Annotated in this window: 20 protein-coding genes; 15 read left to right on the top strand and 5 right to left on the bottom strand. The window is 44.9% G+C overall.

Features of this window, described 5'->3' with window-relative positions; genetic code table 11:
* Window positions 1-123: 123 nt before the first annotated feature.
* The 5 genes from yycF to J2Z28_RS13135 all read left to right on the top strand — a co-directional run bounded on the left by yycF (window position 124) and on the right by J2Z28_RS13135 (window position 5,752).
* Entirely contained in the window at window positions 124-846 is a 723-nt protein-coding gene (gene yycF, locus J2Z28_RS13155; protein ID WP_017691453.1) for a response regulator YycF, read from the top strand.
* Window positions 846-2,696, top strand: coding sequence for a cell wall metabolism sensor histidine kinase WalK (gene walK, locus J2Z28_RS13150; RefSeq protein ID WP_017691454.1), 1,851 nt, complete (start codon window positions 846-848; stop codon window positions 2,694-2,696). Before yycF ends, walK begins: the two co-directional genes overlap by 1 nt.
* Window positions 2,680-3,960 carry a YycH family regulatory protein gene (locus tag J2Z28_RS13145; protein ID WP_211082849.1) on the top strand — a complete coding sequence of 427 codons (1,281 nt, stop codon included), beginning with the start codon at window positions 2,680-2,682 and terminating at the stop codon, window positions 3,958-3,960. Before walK ends, J2Z28_RS13145 begins: the two co-directional genes overlap by 17 nt.
* Window positions 3,961-4,195: 235 nt before the next feature.
* A complete protein-coding gene (yycI, locus tag J2Z28_RS13140) occupies window positions 4,196-4,939 on the top strand; it encodes a two-component system regulatory protein YycI (protein WP_047841111.1) in 744 nt (247 codons plus the stop codon).
* Window positions 4,940-4,945: 6 nt separating this feature from the next.
* Complete coding sequence (locus J2Z28_RS13135; RefSeq protein ID WP_211082848.1) at window positions 4,946-5,752, top strand: MBL fold metallo-hydrolase; 807 nt, start codon at window positions 4,946-4,948, stop codon at window positions 5,750-5,752.
* On the opposite strand, the gene J2Z28_RS13130 is transcribed toward J2Z28_RS13135, so the two are convergent.
* Entirely contained in the window at window positions 5,721-5,933 is a 213-nt protein-coding gene (locus tag J2Z28_RS13130) for a hypothetical protein (RefSeq protein WP_036611899.1), read from the bottom strand. The genes J2Z28_RS13135 and J2Z28_RS13130 overlap by 32 nt on opposite strands.
* 716 nt (window positions 5,934-6,649) lie before the next feature.
* Between J2Z28_RS13130 and J2Z28_RS13125 the strand changes: the two genes are divergently transcribed.
* The 5 genes from J2Z28_RS13125 to J2Z28_RS13105 all read left to right on the top strand — a co-directional run bounded on the left by J2Z28_RS13125 (window position 6,650) and on the right by J2Z28_RS13105 (window position 11,714).
* Window positions 6,650-7,927 carry a S1C family serine protease gene (locus J2Z28_RS13125; protein ID WP_211082847.1) on the top strand — a complete coding sequence of 426 codons (1,278 nt, stop codon included), beginning with the start codon at window positions 6,650-6,652 and terminating at the stop codon, window positions 7,925-7,927.
* Between the two features lie 300 nt (window positions 7,928-8,227).
* Entirely contained in the window at window positions 8,228-8,752 is a 525-nt protein-coding gene (locus tag J2Z28_RS31190) for a hypothetical protein (RefSeq protein ID WP_244988266.1), read from the top strand.
* Between the two features lie 344 nt (window positions 8,753-9,096).
* Window positions 9,097-9,264: a CxxH/CxxC protein gene (locus tag J2Z28_RS13115; protein WP_017691462.1), complete on the top strand. Its 168-nt coding sequence runs from the start codon at window positions 9,097-9,099 to the stop codon at window positions 9,262-9,264.
* 683 nt (window positions 9,265-9,947) lie between these two features.
* Window positions 9,948-10,427, top strand: coding sequence for a 23S rRNA (pseudouridine(1915)-N(3))-methyltransferase RlmH (gene rlmH, locus J2Z28_RS13110; RefSeq protein ID WP_017691463.1), 480 nt, complete (start codon window positions 9,948-9,950; stop codon window positions 10,425-10,427).
* A gap of 312 nt (window positions 10,428-10,739) precedes the next feature.
* Complete coding sequence (locus J2Z28_RS13105; protein ID WP_211082846.1) at window positions 10,740-11,714, top strand: phosphotransferase enzyme family protein; 975 nt, start codon at window positions 10,740-10,742, stop codon at window positions 11,712-11,714.
* Window positions 11,715-11,804: 90 nt separating this feature from the next.
* Here J2Z28_RS13105 and J2Z28_RS13100 read toward each other — a convergent pair whose 3' ends face one another.
* A complete protein-coding gene (locus J2Z28_RS13100) occupies window positions 11,805-13,829 on the bottom strand; it encodes a right-handed parallel beta-helix repeat-containing protein (protein ID WP_211082845.1) in 2,025 nt (674 codons plus the stop codon).
* Between the two features lie 276 nt (window positions 13,830-14,105).
* Between J2Z28_RS13100 and J2Z28_RS13095 the strand changes: the two genes are divergently transcribed.
* Window positions 14,106-15,191, top strand: coding sequence for a 5-methyltetrahydropteroyltriglutamate--homocysteine S-methyltransferase (locus J2Z28_RS13095; protein WP_211082844.1), 1,086 nt, complete (start codon window positions 14,106-14,108; stop codon window positions 15,189-15,191).
* Window positions 15,192-15,219: 28 nt separating this feature from the next.
* Window positions 15,220-16,710: an aldehyde dehydrogenase family protein gene (locus tag J2Z28_RS13090; protein ID WP_211082843.1), complete on the top strand. Its 1,491-nt coding sequence runs from the start codon at window positions 15,220-15,222 to the stop codon at window positions 16,708-16,710.
* 255 nt (window positions 16,711-16,965) lie between these two features.
* Here J2Z28_RS13090 and J2Z28_RS13085 read toward each other — a convergent pair whose 3' ends face one another.
* On the bottom strand, window positions 16,966-17,418 hold the full coding sequence (locus J2Z28_RS13085; RefSeq protein ID WP_211082842.1) for a HEAT repeat domain-containing protein: 453 nt from the start codon (window positions 17,416-17,418) through the stop codon (window positions 16,966-16,968).
* Between the two features lie 91 nt (window positions 17,419-17,509).
* Window positions 17,510-18,484, bottom strand: coding sequence for a YndJ family transporter (locus J2Z28_RS13080; protein ID WP_211082841.1), 975 nt, complete (start codon window positions 18,482-18,484; stop codon window positions 17,510-17,512).
* Window positions 18,485-19,134: 650 nt separating this feature from the next.
* Between J2Z28_RS13080 and J2Z28_RS31800 the strand changes: the two genes are divergently transcribed.
* Both J2Z28_RS31800 and J2Z28_RS13070 read left to right on the top strand, forming a co-directional pair.
* The gene (locus J2Z28_RS31800) at window positions 19,135-19,728 is read left to right on the top strand and encodes a DUF5713 family protein (RefSeq protein WP_415841501.1); all 594 of its coding nucleotides are present in this window, start codon (window positions 19,135-19,137) and stop codon (window positions 19,726-19,728) included.
* 96 nt (window positions 19,729-19,824) lie between these two features.
* Window positions 19,825-20,574, top strand: coding sequence for an Imm51 family immunity protein (locus J2Z28_RS13070; protein WP_211082840.1), 750 nt, complete (start codon window positions 19,825-19,827; stop codon window positions 20,572-20,574).
* A 244-nt stretch (window positions 20,575-20,818) separates the two neighbouring features.
* Here J2Z28_RS13070 and J2Z28_RS13065 read toward each other — a convergent pair whose 3' ends face one another.
* Complete coding sequence (locus J2Z28_RS13065) at window positions 20,819-21,445, bottom strand: hypothetical protein (protein WP_211082839.1); 627 nt, start codon at window positions 21,443-21,445, stop codon at window positions 20,819-20,821.
* Window positions 21,446-21,961: 516 nt separating this feature from the next.
* Here J2Z28_RS13065 and J2Z28_RS13060 point away from each other — a divergent pair.
* Complete coding sequence (locus J2Z28_RS13060; RefSeq protein WP_211082838.1) at window positions 21,962-24,085, top strand: 5'-nucleotidase C-terminal domain-containing protein; 2,124 nt, start codon at window positions 21,962-21,964, stop codon at window positions 24,083-24,085.
* Window positions 24,086-24,433 lie beyond the last annotated feature (348 nt).

The raw sequence follows: 24,433 nt of genomic DNA, 5'->3' as shown, positions 1-24,433 counted from the left end.
AAACTAGAGAGTATAAACAACAAACTAGAGAAACAAATCAAGCAGGCTTGGTACAGGCTAAACATAGAAGAGAGATATAGACGCTAACGCGGATTAAGCAGGATATAGGGGTGAACTTAGCCGATGCAGGGGAAGATTTTGGTGGTGGACGATGAACAGCCCATCGCGGACATTCTGAAGTTTAATTTGGAAAAAGAGGGGTACGAGGTCATCTGTGCATTTGATGGCATTCGTGCGGTTGAACTGGCGTTATCCGAGAAACCGGATCTGATGCTGCTGGATCTGATGCTCCCGGGCAAGGACGGTATGGATGTATGTCGTGAGGTGCGCGCTCATCTGGAGATGCCGATCATTATGCTTACCGCCAAAGATGGCGAGATTGACAAGGTGCTCGGGCTAGAATTGGGTGCGGATGATTACGTGACGAAGCCATTCAGTACGCGTGAGCTGCTTGCACGGGTGAAGGCACAGATGCGCAGAAGGCAAAAGCTTGCGATTACGGCAGAAGCGCACGAAGACGAAGAGAAGCAGGTCATGCGTCTGTTTGATTTGGCTTTTGATATGGACATGTATACAGCTTATAAAGGCGGGGAACCGCTTGATCTGACTCACCGTGAGTACGAACTTCTCTATTATATGGCGAAGCATTCCGGCAAGGTTATGACACGGGAACATCTGCTGCAAGCGGTGTGGGGATATGAATATTTCGGCGATGTACGTACCGTGGATGTTACGATTCGTCGTCTGCGTGAGAAGATTGAGGAGAATCCGAGCAAACCGGAAACGATTCTGACACGCCGCGGGCTCGGTTATCTCGTGCGCAGTGCCAAAAGCGTGGGGATATAATGGGCCGATTCGCGCGATTCTCGTTCTTCCGAACGATTCAGGCGAAATTGATCATTATCTATGTACTGCTGATTCTGATTGCGATGCAATTAATCGGCGTTTATTTTGTGAGCGCGATGAAGAACTCGCTTACGAGCAACTTTACGGAAGATCTACAAGCTCGTGCGGAGATGCTATCGGTTCTCGTGGGGGAGACGATGGCGGGTGGAGAAGCAGAAGCTGGCGAGGACAAAACGGAAAATCTGCGTGTACTGGTGAACAATCTATTCAACATTAACGGTGCCGAGATTCAGGTGCTGGATGCCAGCGGCAAAGTACTGACAACCTCGCTAAGTTCACATTCGGACTATGTGGGGCGCAAAAATACCCAGACCGTTGTCAGCCGTGCGCTGCAAGGCATTCGGGACAATGAGGAATATATCGTGGACGAGGATAATGTTCGCAAAAAGGTCGTCGCCAAGCCGGTGCTGTCCGGCGGCAAGATCATTGGCGCGGTCTACATCGCGGCATCCATGAACGAGCTGTATTCCACGATGGAGGGAATCAACAAAATTTTTATCTCCGGCATTCTGATTGCTTTGGTGTTAACAGCGGTGCTTGGCGTGATCCTGTCCCATACGATAACACAGCCGATTAAGGAAGTGACTCGGAGGGCGACAGCGGTCGCAGAAGGTAACTTTGATCAGCAGACACCTGTATTTGGCACGGATGAGATTGGTCAGCTCAGTCGGGCTTTTAACTATATGACCAGTAGGCTTCGGGATGCACTTTCACTGAATGAAGAGGAGAAGGAGAAGTTGACCTCCATTCTGACCAATATGAGTGATGGTGTGGTGGCTACAGATGAGTACGGTAAAGTCATTCTCGTAAACCGTCGTGCCAGCAGCATTCTGGGTATGCATCCTGCGGATATTGAAGGAAGACACTTTGCCATATTACTCGGCATTGATCCGGAGGATGCGGAAGCCCTTGCGAGTGGTTTCACAGGTTCAACATTGCTGCAGATTGCACCCGCTGGACAAGAAGAGCCTGTGGTCATTCGGATGACGTTCACACCGGTTCATCGGCGTGAACGGGGGATTACGGGAACGATTGCCGTACTTCAGGATGTTACCGAGCAGGAAGAGCTTGAGGCATCGCGGCGTGAATTCGTGGCCAATGTATCCCATGAACTGCGTACACCACTGACTACGATCAAGAGTTACGCGGAAGCACTGGATGACGGTGCACTGGAAGATCCGCAGCTTGCCGGTCGTTTCGTGGGTGTTATTCAGAACGAGACGGAGCGAATGATACGACTGGTTACGGATCTGCTGCATTTATCACGGCTTGATTCCAAAGAGGCCATGCTACGGAAACAGCCAACAGACATTCTGGAAATGCTGGAGGAAGTTACGGATCGATTCTCGTTCCAGATGCATCAGAAGGATATTCAGCCTGTGTTATCTGTGGAGAATGATATTCCGGCTGTTCCGCTGGATCGTGATCAGATTGATCAGGTGCTGGATAATGTCGTGTCCAATGCGCTGAAATATACATTGGAAGGCGGCACCATTACGATTGCGGCTAGACGCAGTGATGAACATGCACTTGCCATCTCGGTATCGGATACCGGAATGGGTATCCCACAGCGTGATCTGGATCGCATTTTTGAGCGGTTTTATCGGGTGGACAAGGCTCGTTCCCGCAGTATGGGAGGCACAGGGCTAGGACTGTCCATTGCCCGGGAAATTGTGAAGGCACATGATGGCAGCATCTCTCTGGAGTCTGAGGTAGACGTGGGAACGACAGTAACGTTCACTCTGCCGATGCGTGAGAAAGGGGGTGAGCACCGTGAAGGAACGGATTAAATCCTTGGTGCTTGCTGCCCTTGTTGTAGCCAGTCTGGTTCAGAGTTATTTCCTGATCTACCGTTTGCCCGGAGGCGGGGATTCCATTGTGACGTCAGAAACGAATTATGTGAAGACGGAGAATATGGGTCAGGAACGCAATATTGAAGAATTGATCTTCCCCGATCAGATGATTATTCATCTGGGTGAGGATAAACATACGGTGTTTTACCCTGGCAATACATTCTACCAGTTGATCTATTCACGGTTACAGGGGCGGGCGTTCGATGATTTTCAGCGCCGCAGTGTGCAATCGGTGAACTGGGATCAGATTCGCAAGGAGAACCCTGGGTTTGAGCTATCGTTCAAAGCAGGTATTCCCGTAGCATTGTTACAGCGGGTGATAAGGCTTGGGACGGATTCCTTGTTCCAAGGGGAGACCATTAACCGAATCTCGATCTATACGTCCAAAAATGAAACGAAGGCCCATGCGCTGTTCTTCAGCGCCAAGGGAGACGTGGTATACGAAGCAACGCAGGCGGACCTGACAGTACAAGACGTGCAGCAGCATGTTGACTTCGGTACGAACTGGACGCCATATACGCTGATGGATGGTGGGTATTATATCCCTGCGGAAGCGTTGGAGACGATTGACGCAGATGTGCCGACAGGGCAGTTCACGGTTGAGCAAATGCAGCGTAGTCTGTTTTTCGATCCAAGCATGACCCGGAATATCCGGGAAAAAGATGGATCGGAGATCTACACGGACAGTAAACGTAGTCTACAGGTAAAACAGGAACAGCGCTGGATCAGTTACACCGATCCGGCGGCACCGCCTGCGGGACAGATCGATCCCGCGAAGGATGCGCTGTCTGCAGTTGATTTTGTGAATCAGCATGGTGGCTGGAAAGGCCGGTCACGCATGATGCTGGAGACCGCCGACAGCAAGACGCAGCTTGAATTCCAGCAGTATTATGGCAGCTATCCAATTATGGATTCCATGCAATTCCGCTTCGGCACGATCAGCATGGAGATGCAGCAGGAGACGGTATCCAGTTATGAACGATCGCTGGAATACCTGAACGAAGGTGCAGAGACAAAGAAATCGGTAAAGTTGCCCGGCGGAGACAAGCTCAAGGCTCTTATTAAAAAGGTCGCAGGTGAGAATCGCCAGGTCGTGGACGTGTACCCGGCATATCGTCCTTCTTCGATTGAGGACGGACTAAAGCTGATCCCGGTATGGGTGATCCGCTTTGGAAACGGGGAGGAAACCACCGTTTCTTGATGGGTTGTAGGGTAATGGAGTCATTCGATATCCGAGCGAGGTGTAAGGTCACACGATAACGGAGAGGGCAGAAAAAAGCTGGAGAAGCGAAGCGTTCGCCTTTATCGCCGGATTTCTCCCTTAGGAAAAGGGAATCAAGAAATCTGGGGATAACAGCGATCGGAAGGTTGTTCTGACCGCGGAGTGGGCCAGTGTGATATTAGTTGCTTTTATCAAATGGACGGAGGTGAATGTTTTGGATTGGGGACGGGCGAAAAATGTGTTGATCTATGCCTTTCTGCTGCTCAATCTGGTGCTGGGATACCAGATCTGGATGGATGCGCGAGAGACGGCCGGAGCCAATCTGGACTTCACCTCACTGGCAGATAATACACAGCAGGCGATGGAAGAGAAGGGCATTCAGGTGCTGGCTCCGATTCCAAATGAAACGCCAAAGCTGCCAAAGTTGTCCTATGAGTTCATTGAAGAGGACAGGGCTGGCGTGGATATGGAACTGGAACAGCCTGTAGATAGCAAGCTTATCTTCTCGCAGAGTGAGCTGGAAGATGCATTAGAGCGTGAGATTCCACAGATCGGGACATACCGGCTGGATCAGTTGATGGCCGAGGATGGGGCTTTTGTGCTTCACCCACTGGTCGATGGCAAATGGCCGCTCTTCAATGTGAGTCTGGAGCTATTCTACAGCGACCAGAAAATAACGGGTTACCGTCAAACTCCAGTGCGGATTACGACCGCAGAGGAGAGTGATCAGCAGGTACTTCCGGCGTCGAAGGCGCTGGGAACGCTGATCGAGAACTTTTTGCCAAATGATGCAATCGTCAAAGATATTCAGCTGGGCTATTACGGCCAGTTGTTCAATTCAGATATACAGGTAGCGATGCCGGCATGGCGGTTCGTGCTGGAAAGTGGCGAAGTGTTGTATGTGCAGGGCATCAGTGGGGATGTATTCAGTCCCAAGACAGACAAACCAGGGGAGTAATGCGTTATGGGGATATATTTTACCGTGTTATCCAGCGGTTCGACAGGTAATGCCACAGTCATACAGCATGGGGGTACCTCTCTCATGATTGACGCGGGTCTTAGTGCGAAGCGATTGGATGCATTGTTTCAGGAAAGGGAGATTTCTGGGGCAGAATTGGACGGGATTCTGGTTACACATGAACATTCCGATCACATTAAAGGACTAGGCGCGATGTCTCGGAAATATAATTTACCAATCTACGCGAATCTGAATACGTGGGCGGCACTGGAGAAGTCGGTTGGGGCGATTCCAGAGGAAAACCGGAGGGTATTTGAGACGGGTGAAAAGCATGATTTTGGGTCACTGCGCGTGGAATCCTTCGGGATCTCGCATGATGCAGCTGAGCCGGTAGGCTACACATTCGATGATGGTACGGAGAAGCTGTCTGTTGCAACCGATCTTGGGTACATGAGCGACAAGGTTCGCGATGCCATCTCTGATTCTGACGTGCTGGTGCTGGAGGCGAATCATGATGTCGAATTGCTGCGTATGGGGCGTTATCCGTGGAACACCAAGCGCCGAATTTTGAGCGACATTGGGCATTTGTCGAACGAAGCTGCAGGGGCAGCGCTTAGTGAACTGATGAACGGACGCATCAAGCGCACGTATCTGGCACATCTTAGCCGGGATCATAATATGATGGACTTGGCAAAAATGTCGGTGCGCGACGCGATGGAGAGCCGTGGTTGCTTTTATCAGGACCATGAGTTCAAGCTCTGTGATACGTATTACGACCGTCCTACGCCATGGGATAGGGTGGGTGAGCCATAAAGCTGTCCAGTTCGGCGGCTTTGCGCTCGACTTCCTCGCGGGTTAGGATGCCTTTATCAATAAGCAGTTCAATGATGGTGCTGAGTGCAAGGGTATTGCGATAGTGTTCTTCCTTGAGATCGGCCAGCTTGGCCGCCATATGAACTTCATCCATGGCTGTGAGTGTACGCGTGCGATCCATATATATCCTCCTCTATGAAGCTTCGAATTGTCTTTTACTATTATTGTAGTCAGGCTTGATGGAAAACATTCCTCTTTTTGCCGCTAACATTTGTGTGATAAGGCGTGTATGCTGAACCTGTGACTATGCAGGGGTGAAAAAGTTCTTCAAATTTGCCAAAATGGCGCTTCGCGGACCGGATTTTGTGGTGATAGATACTATGGACCTTTATTGTTAAGCGCGTTATAGCGGAAATTTGCTTTAATTTTCGTAAATATGCAACTTTTTGTGATTTGACGTGTTTAGTATATGAGGAGCATTGTGATTTTGGCTGTTTTGCGTGTGAAATGGCATGTCATAGAATGCGAGAGCATGATTGATAGAGTCACTGACAGAATGGCGTGTCCGTTCTGTTGTACATAGACGCTGTATCTTGATTTGATGCCGGGATGCGGCGATATGCAAGACCATTTTTTAAAATTGCAAAAAAGCATGGGAAAACGTTGGAGTCTTCACGTAACGAAGACGACAGAAGAAACCTGAAGAAACAGAGTGTTCGCCTTTAGGAACAAATTTTTACCTTGGAAGAGGGGATCAAAAAAATTTGTGAGTAACAGCGATCGGAAGGTTCGTCTGTTGGCGGAGTGGTGTATGTGAGAACTCCATCGTTGATCCATGCGACAACTTAGGCGGCAGTCAGGGTCTTGATGCGTGACAACGAAGGGGAGAGGATCACGATGGGATTGTTTGGAGACGATTTTTATTCAACCAAAGTATCAAGACGCGCCGAACCTGAACAGAAAGGCAAACTTCAGATCATCCGCCCTGGAGGCAGAGCACGTGGACGTGACCGCTGGAGCAATCCGCGCAGATCGCGTACGGGAATCAGTTCCACAGTGAAGGTAGCTGTGATTAGCTCGGTGATCAGCTCCATCGTGACCGTCATGCTGTTTAGCTTCATCACACAGCCCACATCATTACCGCTGGCTAATGCTACAGGTAATGGTGGTGGAGGCGGCGCACAGACAGCGCAGGTAGCTGATCCATACGATCGGATTATCCAGGCAGCAGCCCACGTTCGTCCTTCCGTGGTGAGCATTGTGAACCATAAAACGGGTAGTAGTCTATCGATGGAAGATTCGGCGCTGGGCTCAGGGGTCATTTTCAAGAAGGAAGATGGCAAGGCATATATTATGACCAACCACCACGTTGTGGAGGGTGCGAGTGATCTGGAGATTGTGACCGTAGATGGGGAGACACATAAGGCAAAGCTGGTCGGTAAAGACCGTGTAAGTGACATTGCTGTACTATCCGCAGAAGATAAAGGGCTGGGAGCAGTCGCGGAGATTGGCGATTCCAGCAAACTTCAGCGCGGTCAAACGGTGCTGGCGATTGGGAACCCGCTTGGTCTGGGCGGCACGCTGACATCCGGAATTGTCAGTTACACGGATCGTATTCTACCTGTATCGATTAATCAGGACGGAGTGTACGACTGGGAGCAAAACGTGATCCAGACGGATGCGGCGATTAATGAAGGTAATAGCGGCGGTGCTTTGGTCGATTTGAACGGCAAAGTGGTCGGCATCAACACGATGAAGATCTCGGATACGGGCGTTGAAGGTCTTGGCTTCGCAATTCCGATGAACGAAGTGATGAAAACGGTAGATTCCCTGCTACTGAACGGTAAAGTATCTCGTCCATACCTCGGCGTGTACACGGTCGATCTGAGCAACCCTTATGCACCACTGGATGACGAGCAACGTAAGGATCTGAAGCTGCCATCTCATGTGGACAGCGGTGTGGTTGTGCTGGAAGCATCCGGTCCGGCATCCGAAGCAGGTATGAAGCTGAATGATGTCATTACGGAATTTGACGGGCAAAAAATTACCTCCACGCTGGATCTGCGGAAATATCTGTACGATGAGAAGAAGATTGGAGATACCATTGAAGTGACCTTCTACCGGGATGGCAAAGCGGAGAAAGTATCAGTGAAGCTGACGGATAAACCGGAGTAAGGGAAGTTTCGAACGGAGCTTATGCTGTTGTTTGGATTGTAATAGGGGAATGCTAGAAGAGTGATCAGATCAACTGACCACTCTTTTTTAGTTATTATGGGTGGATGTGCTCGTTCGACAGTAAATGAGTAGATCAACCATTTTTATATTCTCATGATCAGTTAGACCCGGAGCCAAAGGAGCAGATACATAAGACTAGGGCTGTGGTAAACTGTTGTCAATATGTTGGAGACGGTCGCTGATGCAATAACATCTGTTTGTCGATCATATTTTTATTTCAGAATGGAAGGGGTATTTTTGATGAAACATTTGAAGAAAAAGATGCTCGGGGGAACGAGCTTGGCGCTGTCACTGTTTGTGCTGTCGGCCTGTGGATCTGAGGTAGCTACGACAGGAGCATCCGTGGATACGAGTGCTCTACAAGAGAAGATTGCAGGGCTTGAGAAGAAACTGGTGGAGCAGGGAGCCAAGAGCGTTGAGCAGGAGCAAAAGATCGCAGCACTTGAGACCAAGTTGAATGAGTTGAGTACAAGTGTGATTGCGGTAGGTGAAGCTGGTGGTCAAACGCCTGTAACATCGGGAAACAACGGATCGGCTGGGAAAGGCGATGGGGTGCTGATTACCTTTGCCCAGTATGAGAAGCTTGAGGTTGGCATGTCGGTGGGAGATGTCATCGAGATCCTCGGTGGTGAAGGTGAAGCATTGAGTGAAGCGGAGAATATGGTGGTTTACAACTATAAAGGCACAGCCGGCAATGGTGCTAATGCGGTTATTGCTTTTCAAGGTGGGAAGCTGTTGACGAAGGCGCAGTCGGGATTGAATTAAAAGAATTTGGGATAGAAACAATTCATAGATTGGAATGGAACAGGGCAATAAGTAACTCTGTATTCGTAATTCAGGCGCAGGAGCAAGATTCATTCGCTATGTGAATTGGATTGTTACTGTTACAGGAGCATTCTTTTCAGGTACCGTAGAGGTATCTGGAAGGGATGCTTTTTGTGTTCTTTTACGGCGTATGGAGAGGTTTGGTGGATGTTGGGGACGATAAATTAGGGCTAGGGGTTTCTTTTCAGTGGCAGGTGTGATAGAACTGAGAAGTGGCTATCCTGTAATGGGATAAGCGGTTGTGAATCGGGAACATAGCTGGTTACAGAAAGGATGCTTAACGGATGTACGTTGTATGCAAAGAACACGTGGACATTGCCATCGATATGTTTGTCGATGAATATGAGGACGCTCCAGATATCGTTGATCTGAAGGAGACGGAATTTGCCGACTGGGACCCGCCTGCGAAATGCGCCGAGTGCGAACAGCACGCGGAATTCCTCGTCGTTTAGCGTACTGTAGGACTTAGATGGCCGGAGGCGTGACTTAAGGTGGCGCTTTGGGCTGACTTTCCATCCGGTATGAACATCACAGCAAGAAGCCAAGGAGAGCGTGATGAGCGCTCTTTTTGTCTTTGTGTGGGGAATTGGTGGTGGTTGTTAGGCAGCGTGGAGCTGGGCGGGGGTCGTAGGGGTTAACGTGGGAGTAGGCGAGAGTAAGAGAAGATTAAGGTAGGTAGGTGCCGAGTTCCGAGTTGGGAGTGAGCTAGGTTGTAGTAAAGGTGCAAGTTGTTGTAGGTAATAGAAATGGAAGCCGCTGGGGCATGGGGGAAAGTGACGTTGGGTAACAGCGATGTGGGTAGTGACGTGGGTGTGGCGGGGCGGAGTAACTCTAAAGAACCTGACGGACTTTATTCGGGGCAAATACCGCCTGGTTGAAATCTAACGAATCGTAGACACGTTATATTGCTGAAATGGCCTCGAAAGTGGTGGGGAAAGCTCGATTTGACTGGGATAACGTGTTTCAGATTCGTTAGATTTTAAAGGAGCCGAAATGGGGCTGAATAAGGTGTGTAGGATTCGTTAGAATTTGGAGAAATGTGTAGTATAGGTATAATACAGTTGGAACGAACGATGCGATGAAGCATCTTACTTATAGAATATCTCGCAAGACAATTTAGGAGGAATGGGTTGTTATGTTTATTCAGATTATTGGCGTAGGCAAATTGAAGGAAAAATATCTCACGCTGGGCATTCAAGAATATGCCAAGCGGCTCGCCCCGTACATTAAGTTTCAGATGATCGAGGTCGCAGACGAAAAGGCGCCCGATACCCTGAGCGAAGCTGAGGTTCGGGCAGTAAAAGAGCGCGAGGGCGAACGTATCCTCGCGCATGTGAAGAGCGAGGCGCATGTTGTCGCGCTCGCGTTGGATGGCCAGCTCTGGAGTTCCGAGGAGCTGGCATTGGAGATCGACAAGCTCGGCACGTATGGGACGAGCCATGTCGTGTTTGTCATCGGAGGAAGCCACGGGCTCTCCGATGAGGTATTGCGCCGCGCGAAGCAACGCTTGAGCTTCGGGCGCATGACCCTGCCGCATCAGCTTATGCGGCTGGTGCTGGTGGAGCAGATTTATCGTGCGGTTAAGATAAATCGGGGGGAACCGTACCACAAGTAAGAACACTCACGTTCGCATACTCATGTCCCTACCCCTGAAAAATTGCATAGTGGGAAAATAGTTGGGGAGTAGAGAATAGCTACTTCTAACCGCCACCTTATTTCAATGGAAAATGGATCGATGAACTCTCGAATGAATTAGGTCTTTCCTACGAAAGTATTGAAGAATCATTTACTCAAGAACATAGATTTATTTGTAAGTCACATCGTGCTTTCCGATGTGACTTGTTGTGTAAAAGTTGATTCTAATCAAATTCTGCATATATCTCATTTGACACCTCTTGTTACCATAGAAGTAAAGGGGAGAAATTATATGGATAAAAAGATTAGACTACTATTCACTAAAGATATATTGAAAGAGTCTGCACAATGTTTTGGAATACGTGAGAACTCCATTATCGAATTAAATGGGTTTCAAAATTTCGTTTATTCCGGTGTCGTTGGAAATAGAGAAGTCATTTTAAGAATTACGCATGTCACCCATCGAAATGAATTATTAACAAGAGCGGAACTAGATTTCATCATGTTTCTGGCTGATCGCGGAATGAAAGTAGCAAGGCCTATTCAATCTTTATCAGGGGATCTTATTCATATCATTGACAGGTCCTTTATTGTGACAGCTTTTGAGAAAGCACCAGGTAGAAATGCAGTAATCGCCGAGGAGAGCAATACGTTTTATGAAAATATTGGACAAATGGTCGGGAAAATACATAAGATATCGCTTAATTACTCGTCCCAAAATTCACGCCATGAATGGAGTGGTAATACTCTATTAGAATCTTTTAAGAAGTATTGTCCGTTAGAATTACACAGTAACTATGATCGTTTAATTAATGAAATTAGTGCCCTGCCCAAGGAAAAAAATACATACGGTCTTATTCATGGGGATATCAGCCCAGGCAACTATCTTAATGATGGGGACAAAGCCTTTATTATTGACTATGATGAGGTGGAATATAGCTGGTTTGTTTCTGATATTGCTACACCATTATTTTATGAAATCCCAATTCCTTGGGTTGTGTCTGGAGATGTGAGGAAGGAGATTGCAAAACGCTACTATTGCAACTTCTTAAATGGTTATTGCAAGGAATACACTGTAAGCCAAAGCCAGTTAAATAAAGTTCCACTATTTATAAATTTAAGGCAAGCCAGAGTTTTAGCTGCGCTCTATAGAAGCAGAGACTTTAACGCTCCTGATTGGACTGAATGGTATGAGCAAGCCCGACGCTTCTACTATGAAAATTTATTAAATAACAGGCCTTATATTGATATGGACTTTTTGAGTTAACCGGTGAACCCTGTCACAATTAGCGGAGTAGAGGCTTTACACACAAAAAAGATCCAATCACCTGAAATGACTGGACCCTCAATCATAAACTTAAATTTCAAAATCAAGAGTACCCGTTTCGGTTAATTCAAAGGGACCAGCTGTGACATCTGCATCGGGTCTCTTTGTTCCGAAGAAATCGGAGTCAAAATGATAGGGAGTGCTGTCTGGTTCCTCATACTTCATATTGGCGTGATAAGTCTTTCCAAGCAGATCCGTGGTAACTAACATTGCAGAGGTTCCCCGAAGCAATTCGGGATCATGGATCTGAATGTGCACTTTGCCTAGTGCAGGATCAATTTCAACGTTTATACCCTTCTGTGAATAGATCTTCGCATCCGATTCGTGACGACTTGGAACCGCATCGTTAAGAAATACATTGCCACCCATAGCTACCGGAAGAACGGCATTGCCTATAAAGAAATCCTTCGCCGCATCGCCAAGCTCCATAAGCTCCTCTTTGGTGTATTCCCACCATTTCTTATCTTTCACATCCGGATGTTGATCGTAGCCGCCCAGTCCCACAGCATGCAGATAACATATGGAATTGTCCGGAACACCATCCATGACGGTCTTCCCGTCCTCTCCAACTTCATCCCTTGGTTTAAGTGGAAGATGCTCAAAAAAGGTGATGGGCACAGGCTCCCTATTAGGGTCATTGTCACCTATAAAGATATTGTTGTAGTACCTGTCATCGCCTCCAGTGATATTGGAGTATCCCGCCATGGCCGTCTCGTGAGGGAAGTGATATGGCGTAATACGAGTAATTTCAGAACGAACGACAAATCTCCCTGCAAACAAATTATGAGCAAATGCCCCGCCCTGAGCCATATTTCTGAAATTCATGGGAGAGAGGAATAGATTATGATCGACCATATATGGACCATGGCAAACCTCAACGAAGAGGTCCTCCGAAAGATTGTCAAAAAATACATTACGGCTGATGCGAGTGCCCTGTGCCTGCCAGTCCAGCCAAAGCGCACGGTAACAGCTATACATTATATTTTCGCTAATTTGAGTATCCAGGGAAGCATGCAGTTTAATTCCCGCTACTTCGGCACCGTGTCTGAGTCGTTTGTGGTGAATATTATAAATACGGTTCTGATATATGTGGCTGAAGGCTGCTCCCATATGACCCACAATACCTGCCTGTTCACAATCATGAATTACATTACCTCGAACAATGTGACTGCCGATATTATCCTTATGCCAGCCGGAGCGTAATGCTCGTAAAATAACCTCCTGCTCACGTTGAGTACCACCTTTACTATGCTTCTCCAAAGACTTGGTGTGCCCTGTACCGATTTCGGTACCCAGGCTAATACCAACGCATTTGGATTCACTGATTATATTGTTTTCAATAATCCAGCCCTTGCTCCAGTGAGGTCCAATTAAACCTTCCTGGTAGTCTGTAGGCGGTGCCCATTGGGGGGAGGCTTGACGCAGAGTGAAACCGCTTACGGTGATGTAGTTAATTCCCGGTTTCACAGGCCAGAAGCAATAAGGACGTACATTAATTTCTACATTTTCCGTACGAGGATCTTTTCCACCAAAGGTGGCCCAAATTTTTGTTGTTGTAGAACCAACCTCGGCATACCATTTTAACAATGAATCCTTAGGATACTTGGCTTCGGGCCAAATTTCAGGGTTGTGAACGCTTTCAATATTATCGCATTCATACAATGATTTGCCATCCAAATAGACATCGCCGAGATGAATTGGGAAGGGCCCGTCAAACAACCAGTCTCCACTGAGCTCTACCTCATAGGGATTGCGAACGGAAAAGAGGGAATTGGGCACTTCTGTGCTCCAGACATGGTTTCCTTCAGAATTCCAGTTGGTAATCCGTTCAGCTCCTGTAATCACGACTTCCCCGTCTCCTGCGGATCGATATACGATTCTATGCTCCGCTGTTCCTCCATTAGCCGGGTTAACCCATTCCCTGTATACTCCCGCATGAACAATAACTGTATCACCGGCCATGGCATGAGCCGCAGCGCGTGATATGGTACGAAGGGGCTGATCCGCTGTTCCTTTTCCTTGATCATTCCCATGGTTGGATACATGATATTCCATAACAACTCTCCTTCTATTTTAAAATGTTTGTTGTATCCCGTTATTATACTAGAAAATAATTATAATGGCAGAGATAGGAAGGTGTATGTTAGCCTGAATTGATATTGATAAAAGGTAAAACCACAACCACTACCCTGTGAAGTTGTGGATTTTTGCGTATTAAAGTCTTTTAGCTATTGTTAAAAGCTATGACTAGCCATGCTTTTTTCATATAACAAGCATTCCTTTTCATCATGCTATACTCATTAGACTAAAAAGTTAGAAGGAGAAATAAATATGATACCATTTCGTAATGATCATGTAGGTAGCTTTCTACGTCCTGCAGATTTAAGTCAGGCACGTGAACAATATAAATCAGGCAACATCACATATGAAGAATTAAGAGTTGTGGAAGATCAAGAGATTATTCGAATCATTGAAAAGCAAAAGGAAAATGGTGTATTTGCCGTTACGGATGGTGAGTTCCGCAGAAGCTGGTGGCATTTTGATTTTCTGGGCGGCTTGGATGGCGTAGAGCTGTATGAGGAAATCGATGGACCTCAATTCCATAACATGCAGACTCGCAAGGGCGGGATTCGTGTTGTGGGTAAAGTTGATTTTTCGAGTCATCCTTTTGTTAAGGATTTTGAATTTTTGAAAAAGCATGCAGGTGATGCAGTGGCGAAACAGACCATTCCAAGTCCCAACATGCTTCTATATCGATTGGAAAATGACGCTAATATCTATACGGACCGAGAGCAATTCCTTCAGGATACGATTGCGGCGTATCAAAAAGCAATTCAAGCTTTCTATGATGGGGGATGTCGTTACCTGCAATTAGATGATACCGCTTGGGCAGACCTATTCTCAGAAGCTGGTCATGATAAGCTGCGTGCCAAAGGTCTGGAACCGGCAGAAGAGTTGAAAACGATGCAGCGCATGATTAATGAATCCTTGTCTCATAAACCGGCAGATTTAGTGGTGACGATGCATATTTGTCGTGGTAACTATAAATCGAACTATTTCTCAACGGGTGGTTATGATTACGCTTCTGAAGTTATCTTTGGAGGATTAAACGTAGATGGATTATTTTTAGAGTTTGATGATGAGCGCTCAGGTGGTTTCGAGCCATTAAAATATGTGAATCGAAAAGATTTGAAAATCGTGCTTGGTTTACTCACATCAAAAACAGGCGAGTTAGAGGATAAAGAACACATTAAAGCTCGGATTGCAGAGGCGGCAACCTATGTTCCACTTGAGCAACTATGTTTGAGTCCACAATGTGGTTTTTCGTCTACAGAAGAAGGCAATATTTTAACGGAAGAACAACAATGGCGTAAACTTCGTTATGTTAAGGAAATTGCAGAAGAAGTTTGGAATTAATCCATCTAAATAACGGAGGGGATTCAAAATGACGATCCAAGCAGACCAAGAGACAATTATAGTTGAAGCGTTCATTAATGGTCAGAATGTAAAATCCCTTTCGCAGGTAGCAAAAGAGAATCCGACAAACCCAACTGAGATCGTAGGTTATTTCCCTGTCACTACGAAAGAACAAGCCGTTGAAGCGATTGAAGCTGCGGCAGGGGCTTTTAAAACATGGAAGCAGACCTCCATTGATGAACGCATTACGATGATGCGCAAGGCGATCGAGAAGATTAGAGCAGCTGAGAATGAAATTGTACATTTGCTGTCTAGAGAGCATGGCAAGCCCCTGTATGATGCACACGGTGAAATTTATGTTTCCTTAATGTGGATGGAGTTTGCTTGTAATGAAGCCAAATCGGCTCTACAGGAAGAGATCAAAGAGCATGAGAATGGTAAAACGATTCTTTCCTATGATCCAATTGGTGTGGTGGCAGCGATTAGTCCATGGAACTATCCCATTGCATTATCTACCATTAAGATTGCTCCTGCCTTACTTGCGGGCAACACGATTGTGCTTAAACCAAGCCCATATGCGCCACTGGCGGCAGCGAAGGTAGCAGAGATTATTGCGAGTGAGTTCCCGGCTGGTGTGATCAATGTGGTCCATGGTGATGCGGATGTGGGCGTTGAACTGACTAGTAATCCTCTTGTTACTAAAATCGCCTTTACAGGTGGAACCGCGACCGCTAAGCATATTATTAAAGCAGCTTCGGAAACGATTAAGGATATGACGCTTGAGCTTGGTGGTAATGATGCGGCTATCTTCTTGGAAAGTTTTGATGTTCATGATGAGCGAGCAATGCGCCGGATTGTCATTTCTAATTTCTTGACTGCAGGACAGATCTGTATGATTGCCAAACGTGTGTATGTACACCGTTCTATTTATGATGAGTTTGTGGAAAAATATATAGAGGCAGCAAATCGCTGGATTCGAATTGGTGATCCATTTGATTCGAATACGACAGTAGGTCCGGTTAATAACCTGAAGCAGAAAAATTATGTGCTTGGTTTGGTTGAAGATGCGCAAAAGCGTGGGGCTAAGGTCATCCCTCTCGGTCAAATTCTGGATCAGAAGCTGTTTGACCAAGGTTACTACTTACAACCTACGCTTGTTTTAGGTTGCGATGTTCATGATCCGATTGTAGTGGAGGAACAGTTTGGCCCTACGGTTCCGATTCTTCCATTTGACGATGAAGAGCAGGTTATTCATCTACACAATGAAAGCATATATGGATTGACGAGTTCTGTGTGGGGGAAAGAAGAGGATGCCATCTCCGTTGCACGTCAACTCGAAGCTGGAACGACAATGATCAATACTGCTGCTGTTCAGGGGCTCGACGTTAGGTTCCCTTTCGGTGGCTTCAAGCAATCTGGTATTGGCCGTGAATACGGCGCGGAAGGTATCCGCACGTATACAGAAAAGCATGTCATCAACGTTCCGAAGACACTGGATCTTCCTTATATACCAGAATAAATCTTATAGCACACAACTTCGCATCGTACAGGGGAATGTACATGTGAAATTGAATGTAGGCTCTAACTTTGCGCTTTGTTTACTGATTTTTAAGAATCAGTAGACAGGGCATTTTTTTGTCAGATCAGTTTGACAGTGGTGACTTTTTTAGAGAGAAAATACCCCCACATCTGATGGAGGTGACGCTGAAAAAATAAAGAAGCCACTCCATTGATGGAGTGGCTTGATACTCAGCTATTATACGGTGAACGTCGGCTATTTTCTACCTAGTGTCTCCCAAATTCCATGGAGCCAGGAATCGAACTCAGCATCTTTGTCGCCCTCGTAAGTATCATAAATATCCAGACGTGTCTTTTGCAGTTTTTCCTTGAATTGCTCGAATGTGTGACCTTCAGGAAGGCTTTTTTTAATCCGTAGCAAAATTTTGTTAGTACCTTTAAACAGCTCACCTTTGTTTTTGGCAGGCATTTGTACATCTTCATCCAACTGCTTGAGCTTGTGATATGCGGCTTCGCGCACTTGAAGCACTTGATCATTTTTCAAAACATGCTGCAACAATTTAATGGTAGGGGCTGTATTCCAGTTCCCCAATTCGTTCACCGCATTTAGTCTTTCTCTCCAGCTTGACGTCCGGTTAGCCGCTCGTTTGAGCTCTTCAAAGTTCTCCGGTAGTTCGTTAACTGCTCCAATATCATGGTTGTTCGTCAAAATTCAATCTCCTTAATCATCGCCATCTCGGCAGAATGATGAATGTTATTTATGTGATCACTATTATAGCACGAACCTGACTAAACTACTCCTATGAAGCCGATTGGTTAGCCTTTTCCTTAATGAAGTCCACCATATACACCCAACCAATTAGTCCACATAAGACAAAACCAAACGCATGCAGAGATCCGTATATGGGAATAAATTCGAGTATGGTTAAGGAGTACATATTTTTCAGTAATGGATAGAAGATGGAAATGACAACAACCGTGTAAAAGGCTAGACAAGAAAGGCCTAAGAAGAAGGCTGCCTTAATATCCAAAGCATTTTTCCTCAAGTAAGCAAGGAGATAAGCGGTGTAAACCACAATATTGCAGGCGAACAAACTGACACCAATGTATTCAATCGGCTTGGAGAAAATCATACCAATAGCAATCAAGATTGGTCCGATGATATCGATGGCAACAACCCAGGGATACCAGCTTTTCTTCTTCATGATGCGTCCCAGTGCACCAATAAAAATTGGAACGATTGCAGATGAGAAATGAAAGTGGAGCGAGCTTAACGCGTGCGTTGAAGGATTAGCTTGGAACAGGTTCAATTGATATTGATATAAGGTAAACCAAATGCCCCCGATAAAAAAATAAACGAGCCCCGCACCAATCGCTATTTCAGCTGCTTTTCCTTTAGAGATTACAATCGTGGTCAAGCCATAGATGCCAAGCAGCAGTGTGAACAGTAGCCATCCAAGAGACAGAATTCCTGGGATTTCCGTACTTTCTAACCCCCACATCTTATTACTCATTACCGAGGCCAGGGTAAGAAGCGCAGCGGGAAATTGAAGCCATTTCATAGCAGCATAAATCATTCGTTGATGTTTATTCTTTTCATCATGGTTTAAAAGTAAAATCACAAGAGGTACAATGACAAAAGCCGCATAAAGTAGAAATTTCTCAACAAGTTCGAATTGGAAGTAATCAAGATAAAATATCAGAATGGCTATGATTCCACCGGGAAACACGGGTGCTAATAATGATTTCATTATTTGTTTCAAGGAACTATCCATGGGGTTTCCTTTCTAACTACGTTTATCGTAATAACTGTCTGCATCCAGTTGTGTAGCGTCTTTAATATAGATCGGCGATTCTTCTTTTAGTAGTCTAACACATTTATTTGTCGATATATGAAAATAAGCTTATCTTACTGCGAGAAGGATCGATATGGGAGAATATCAGTCAGATCAGTACTATGATTTTCCCCAAGAAAACGAAAAATCTCTTTATGGATTGCATTCGCTCATCCTTCCATCGTAATTAAAGATTTGCTCTATGATATTTATGAATGAGAAATCATCATTAAATCCGTTTTTTGTATGTTGTCCTCGCTAACGGATGCCCATTCCGACGGGGGCCATAAAAGTGGAAAACGTAACGGTATGCTAATCGGAAGATTAATTCAATAGTGGATCTATCACCTGCACTTGCCCTAGGTTATAATTGGAAAAACACAATTCCGGTTTTACTTGATAGGGATGCATTAACGAAGAGAGGCAGAGTGGTAGAGCGATGGAAAAAGACCCTTTCGCACAACTTATTATTTGGCATCAAGAAGATGAACATGAAAAAATAGTAGATAGAATTATGGAAATTCCTCAATCAGATAGAGACTATAATACGGTCAGTACTAGGTGAGGATGACCCTCTTTGGCACTTTCGTGTGGGCTACTCTTACTACTACCTTAAACAATATGATGAAGCATTAAGAGAATTTGAAATTACAGATAAGCTAGATCCAGGTGATAAATCTACTTTGACATTATTAGATTGGAGCCGAGGTAAAGTCGCCCAAAAGAAAATGAAGCTTAAGCAATCTACTACATCGAAAGGTATAAACGAAGAAACTACTTTCAACGAAGCAAGGGATGTTCCCATGGAAGTTGTAGTAAATGTTGCAGACAGTTTTAAACCATTTTTGCTCACCGTTCAAGATAATAATAGTGCGTCACTGGAATACTTAAAAGATATGTATATTGATAAATATTACCCTGATTTTCTTGTAGATAAAGTCAAAGCTGAACTAGTTAAAGTTGTTGAATTTTTGGAGCAAGGAAACCAAGATATCGAAGAAATCCAAGCAAAGCTTAATTTCGCCATTAACGCAATCAATGATATTGCAGAAGAATTTGATGAAAATGATAGCGAAATTGAAACAGCTGCGAGAGAATCAATTGCACAAACTGTCGAAGATATTTTAGCCTTTTATTGTATCGAAATAGATACAGAAGTAGCCATTCAAGAACGGGACTGGTAGTCACGATTGGGATTCCTTGGCGTCTGAAACCTATGAGCATACCGAATTACAAATTAAAATCATTACCTGATTAAAGTTAGAGGAGAGAATGCAAAGATGGATAAGGATCTATTGAAACAACTCACTCTGTGGCATAACAAAAACCAGCACGACAAAATCATTAACAAAATTATGGAGATACCCGAAGCAGACAAGGACTATGACTTAGTTTGCCTTTTGGCAAGAGCATTGAATAATCAAGAAAATTATAAGGAAGCAATCAAATATTTTTTATCTGTGCAAAAGCAAGGCCAGCATGATCCTCTTTGGCATTTTCGATTAGGATACGCTTATTATTACCTTAAACAGTATAAGGAAGCGATAGCTACTTTTGAACAAGTTGTAGCACTAGACCCTGAAGATGCGCATGGCAGGAGGTTTTTAGAAATGAGCCGCAACGCCGCTGGCAGGGCAGGAAATGAAATGGTTCATATCGCTAGCGTTGAACAGGATGAGGGTTTGTTAGAAGCTAATGAAGAAATAAATCCATTCGGGCTAGTTTCACATAATAATGGAAGCATATCCATGATTTTAGGTGTTGGCGAATATAAGCATGAAATTTTCCAAACACGATCCCAAGAGGGGTTTGAGGGCAATGGCTATGATTGGGGTTCATTAGCAGCAGTGTTTCTTAAAGAACGAATGCCACATTTAGTTCATATCGTGCGGTTTGATCCTGAAGCTGATATGTTCGCTGCCTATTCGGACGATAGAGAAGCAATACTTAGTTTTGCAACAGCCTTTAAGGGCGCATGTGAAGATGATTTTTTAATAAAAGACCTATTCTCGCGAGCTGAATTAGATTGATTGGAAATCAAGGTACAATAATTCTCTGTTGCATGAAGAATTGAAAAAGTTTTCTCGCATTCCACTGTCCTACGATTTAGCCAAGTTTATTCCGACCGATGATATGAGGGATCTTGTACCGTACTCCGTTATCTAAAAGAGGTCAGCCGATTATCATCGGTTGGCCTCTTTTAGATAACGGATGAATTTATCTTCCTAGGGAAACAAAAAAAGAGCCGCGCATCCTGCGGCTCTCGATCTAATTTTAACGCCCGCCTGTATTCGAAGCCCAGACAGGAATCCAGCTATTCGGATAATAGTCATTGGTCAGGGTTGTGTTATAGAGAACTAAATTTCCATCACTTTGCATGACCAGTGTATCACCCGTTGTGTTAGCCGGTAAGCTGCTCCCGTGATGACCTGGAATCCATGAGGTGGTATTGGGAGACCAGGCAGCTACCTGTACAGAAGTATCAATCATCAAAACTTTATCCCATCCCCAACCTGTATAAAATTCGAATTTACCTGTGGCGGGGTTGAATCCAAAACGATTAGCATATTGGTATACATCTTGATATTTCATGCCGTATTTATAGATGACAGGTTTCCCGTATTGTGGTTCAAATTTGAACGAAAGAGCTCCACTGTTACTGGTACCGCTACTCCAGAGAGAAGAACCGTTTTGATAGATAACAAAATTCCCGTCATTCTGCCAAATGGCTGAGAACCTGCCATCTTGGGAGGTGAGATAATCACCCTTCGCCATGTTTTGGCCGATCGTGAGCTTATCTCCAAGATAGCCAGCAGAAGCTGTTGCTGGTACGGCAAATGCAAGAATCAACAAGCAAGCCATAAGAATTCGAAAAGATCTGGGAAAAAGTCGTTTGTTCATTGGACACGCTCCTATTTTTCTTATAATGGTTAAAGCTAGCCTCAATTGGTGTAAAACGGGAACTAAGATCTAAAATGCTCCCAACGGTCACCTCCTTTAATAGAAAGTGTGAAAATCTTTGATACATATTATGTAATGGGATGTGTGTTTTTTAGGAGATGGAAGCTAAGTGTTCTTTAGTAGAGGAGTAGCATCATCAGGCGAAAATACATACTTTATTTTCCATTATAGCAACCGAAAAATGTAAAAGCCATATTTTTCTATATGAAATTCTGAATCTATCACTTATGTCCAATGCGTCATAACCTCTCGTCTCCTGAGTTAGAAAAAAACTATTATTCGCTTGAATAATTTGAAGCTAAATACTAATTTTGGCGTAGCTCGAGATGCAGTTTTTCATTTCCTCTATCAATCTTCCAAAATTTTTACATCCATTTTATATATTTTATGATTTTTATGAATTGAACTATGGTAAAATATCTCAGGATCTAAAATTGGAGAGGGGTTTTTTCATTCATGTTTTGGAAAAAAGTTTTGGGTAAAAGCACACTGCGTGTAGCTACCGCTGCACTATTACTCACGCAACTATTGGGCGCAGCAGGTTCTGTCTCTGCCGCAGGTAACGATGTAGAAGTACACTTGATTGGAATCAATGATTTCCACGGTCAGTTAGATACGACATCAATCGTGGGTGATAAGAAGGCAGGATCAGCTCCAATTCTAGCAACCTATCTCAAAGAAGCTCAAGCCAAATATGAACATTCCCTACTCTTCCATAATGGAGACTCTGTTGGTGCTTCTGCTCCAGCCTCATCTCTGGATCGTGACGAGCCTACCATGGAATGGATGAATATGATGGGCTTTGATGTAGGGTCCTTAGGGAATCATGAATTTGACCAAGGTGTCGCTGCTTTAAAGGCACAGATCTTTGGTGGCCTTGATCCAAAAGAAGGTAAGGTAACGCATGCCGGTGCAAAATTTGATTACGTCAATGCAAACGTCATTGAGACTGCCACAGGAAAAACATTGATTAAGCCGTATGTGGTTAAAGAAGTGGGCGGAGTCAAAATTGGATTTATCGGACTAGTGACGAAATCCACACCTGCCAAAGTATCTCCATCAGGGACAGCTGGCGTACGTTTCTTAAGCGCAGCAGAAGAAGTGGAAGCCGTTAATAAATATGCCAAAGAATTGCAAGACCAAGGTGTAGAAACGATCATTGTTTTGGCGCATGATCCAGCATCAACCAAAGAAGGCGTAACCACTGGAGAAGCGGCTGATTTGGCAAAAGCTTTGCCAGCAGATTCCCCTGTTGACGTTATCGTTGCAGGTGACAATCATGCTTTGGCTAACGGTGAAGTGAATGGAAAGTTGATCGTTCAAGCTTATTCCTATGGTACGGCTTTTGAAGATATCAAGCTGATGATTGACCCTGCTACCGGGGATGTAACTGAAAAATCAGCGACTGTTACAACGACTTTCCAAGAGGGTGTAAAAGAAGACCCTGAATCTCTAGCGATTATTAAAAAATCATTAGACAAGCATCCTGAGCTGACGAAGCCAGTAGGTACAACGGATGGTTCTGTTACCCGTACAGATGCTTATAATAACGAAGCCCCTCTGGGCAATCTCATTGCAGATTCAATGCGTGAAGCAGACTTTGGGGATAAGGCAAGTGCTGCTGACTTTGCATTTATGAATCCAGGCGGTATTCGTGCGGATCTGCCACAAGGCGATGTGACCTTTGCTGATCTTGCCAAAATCCAACCGTTTGGTAATACTCTAGTAAAACTTGAGCTGACTGGCGAACAGGTTAAAACCTTGTTACAGCAGCAATGGGGTACCAATGCTGACGGTACACCTAATACCAAAACACTCCAAATCTCTGGTTTGAAATACACTGCAGATTTTAATAAGCCGGTCGCAGAACGTGTTACGGGTCTTAGTCTGGAAGATGGCACAACGATTGATCCTGCAAAAACATATACGGCTGTAGTTAACAACTTTATGGCTGCAGGTGGAGATAACTATAAAGTGCTGCTCGATGCTAAATCATCCCTGGCAGGTCCTATCGATCTGGATGTATTCTACCAGTACATCGTAGATACGTATAAAGGCGGTAGCATCGTAGCTAAAAATGAAGGACGTATCACAAACCTGGCTGCATCTACCGAGCCAACAGAAACACCTGTAACAACAGAAGTCATTTCTCGTGCTGAATTTGTAAGTGCTCTGGTCGACATGTTGAAACTTAACGAAGTAGCTACAGCACCTGCATTCAAGGATGTTGCGGCTAATGCTGCATATGCAGATGCGATTGCTGAAGCTACGCATGCTGGATTCATCCAAGGTTATGGTGGAAACTTCTATCCTGATCGGGATATCACGCGTGAAGAAGCTGCTACCATTCTTGCTAAATTGGTAAAAGATCAAGCGACTGATAAAGACGCTGCTACGATTATTGCTAGTTTCGAAGATGGTAAATCCGTGTCTGCCTATGCAATTAAACCTATGGCAAAACTGATTGACAAAGGTATTTTTGCTGGAACAGATAAAAAATCACTTCAACCTAAACAAGGTCTGACTACTAACGCTGCAAAAGCATTAATTGAAAAAGCTGTTGCAGCAAAAGCTTCATAATGTAGAACTTATTCAAATTTTATATTAATAGGGGCTCTTCCTGACAAAGGAAGGGCCCTTTCTGCCATATGGAGTGTAGACGTGATAGACGATGTTCTGTCATTTACTTCGGGTTAAATCGACAAATCTATGTTTCTATGATAGGGTTGAAGCATCCCATAGGCATTCTACTCTTCGGAGTAGAGTGCCTTCATGTATATTATGGGTGCTTACATTAAATGTATTTTAAAATCAATTGGATCGTATATGGAGGTGGTGATGCTATGTTTCTCTCTTTAGCCCCAACAGGGGATGGTTGGATGAGTATGAAAAATGTGAAAATATCATTTAATAAAGAGGAGCGAACAT

It is taken from the genome of Paenibacillus xylanexedens, from assembly GCF_017874615.1.
In the GTDB taxonomy this organism is placed as follows: domain Bacteria; phylum Bacillota; class Bacilli; order Paenibacillales; family Paenibacillaceae; genus Paenibacillus; species Paenibacillus xylanexedens.
The sequence above is the reverse complement of the archived record's forward strand: the minus strand, read 5'-3'. Positions and strand labels throughout refer to the sequence as shown.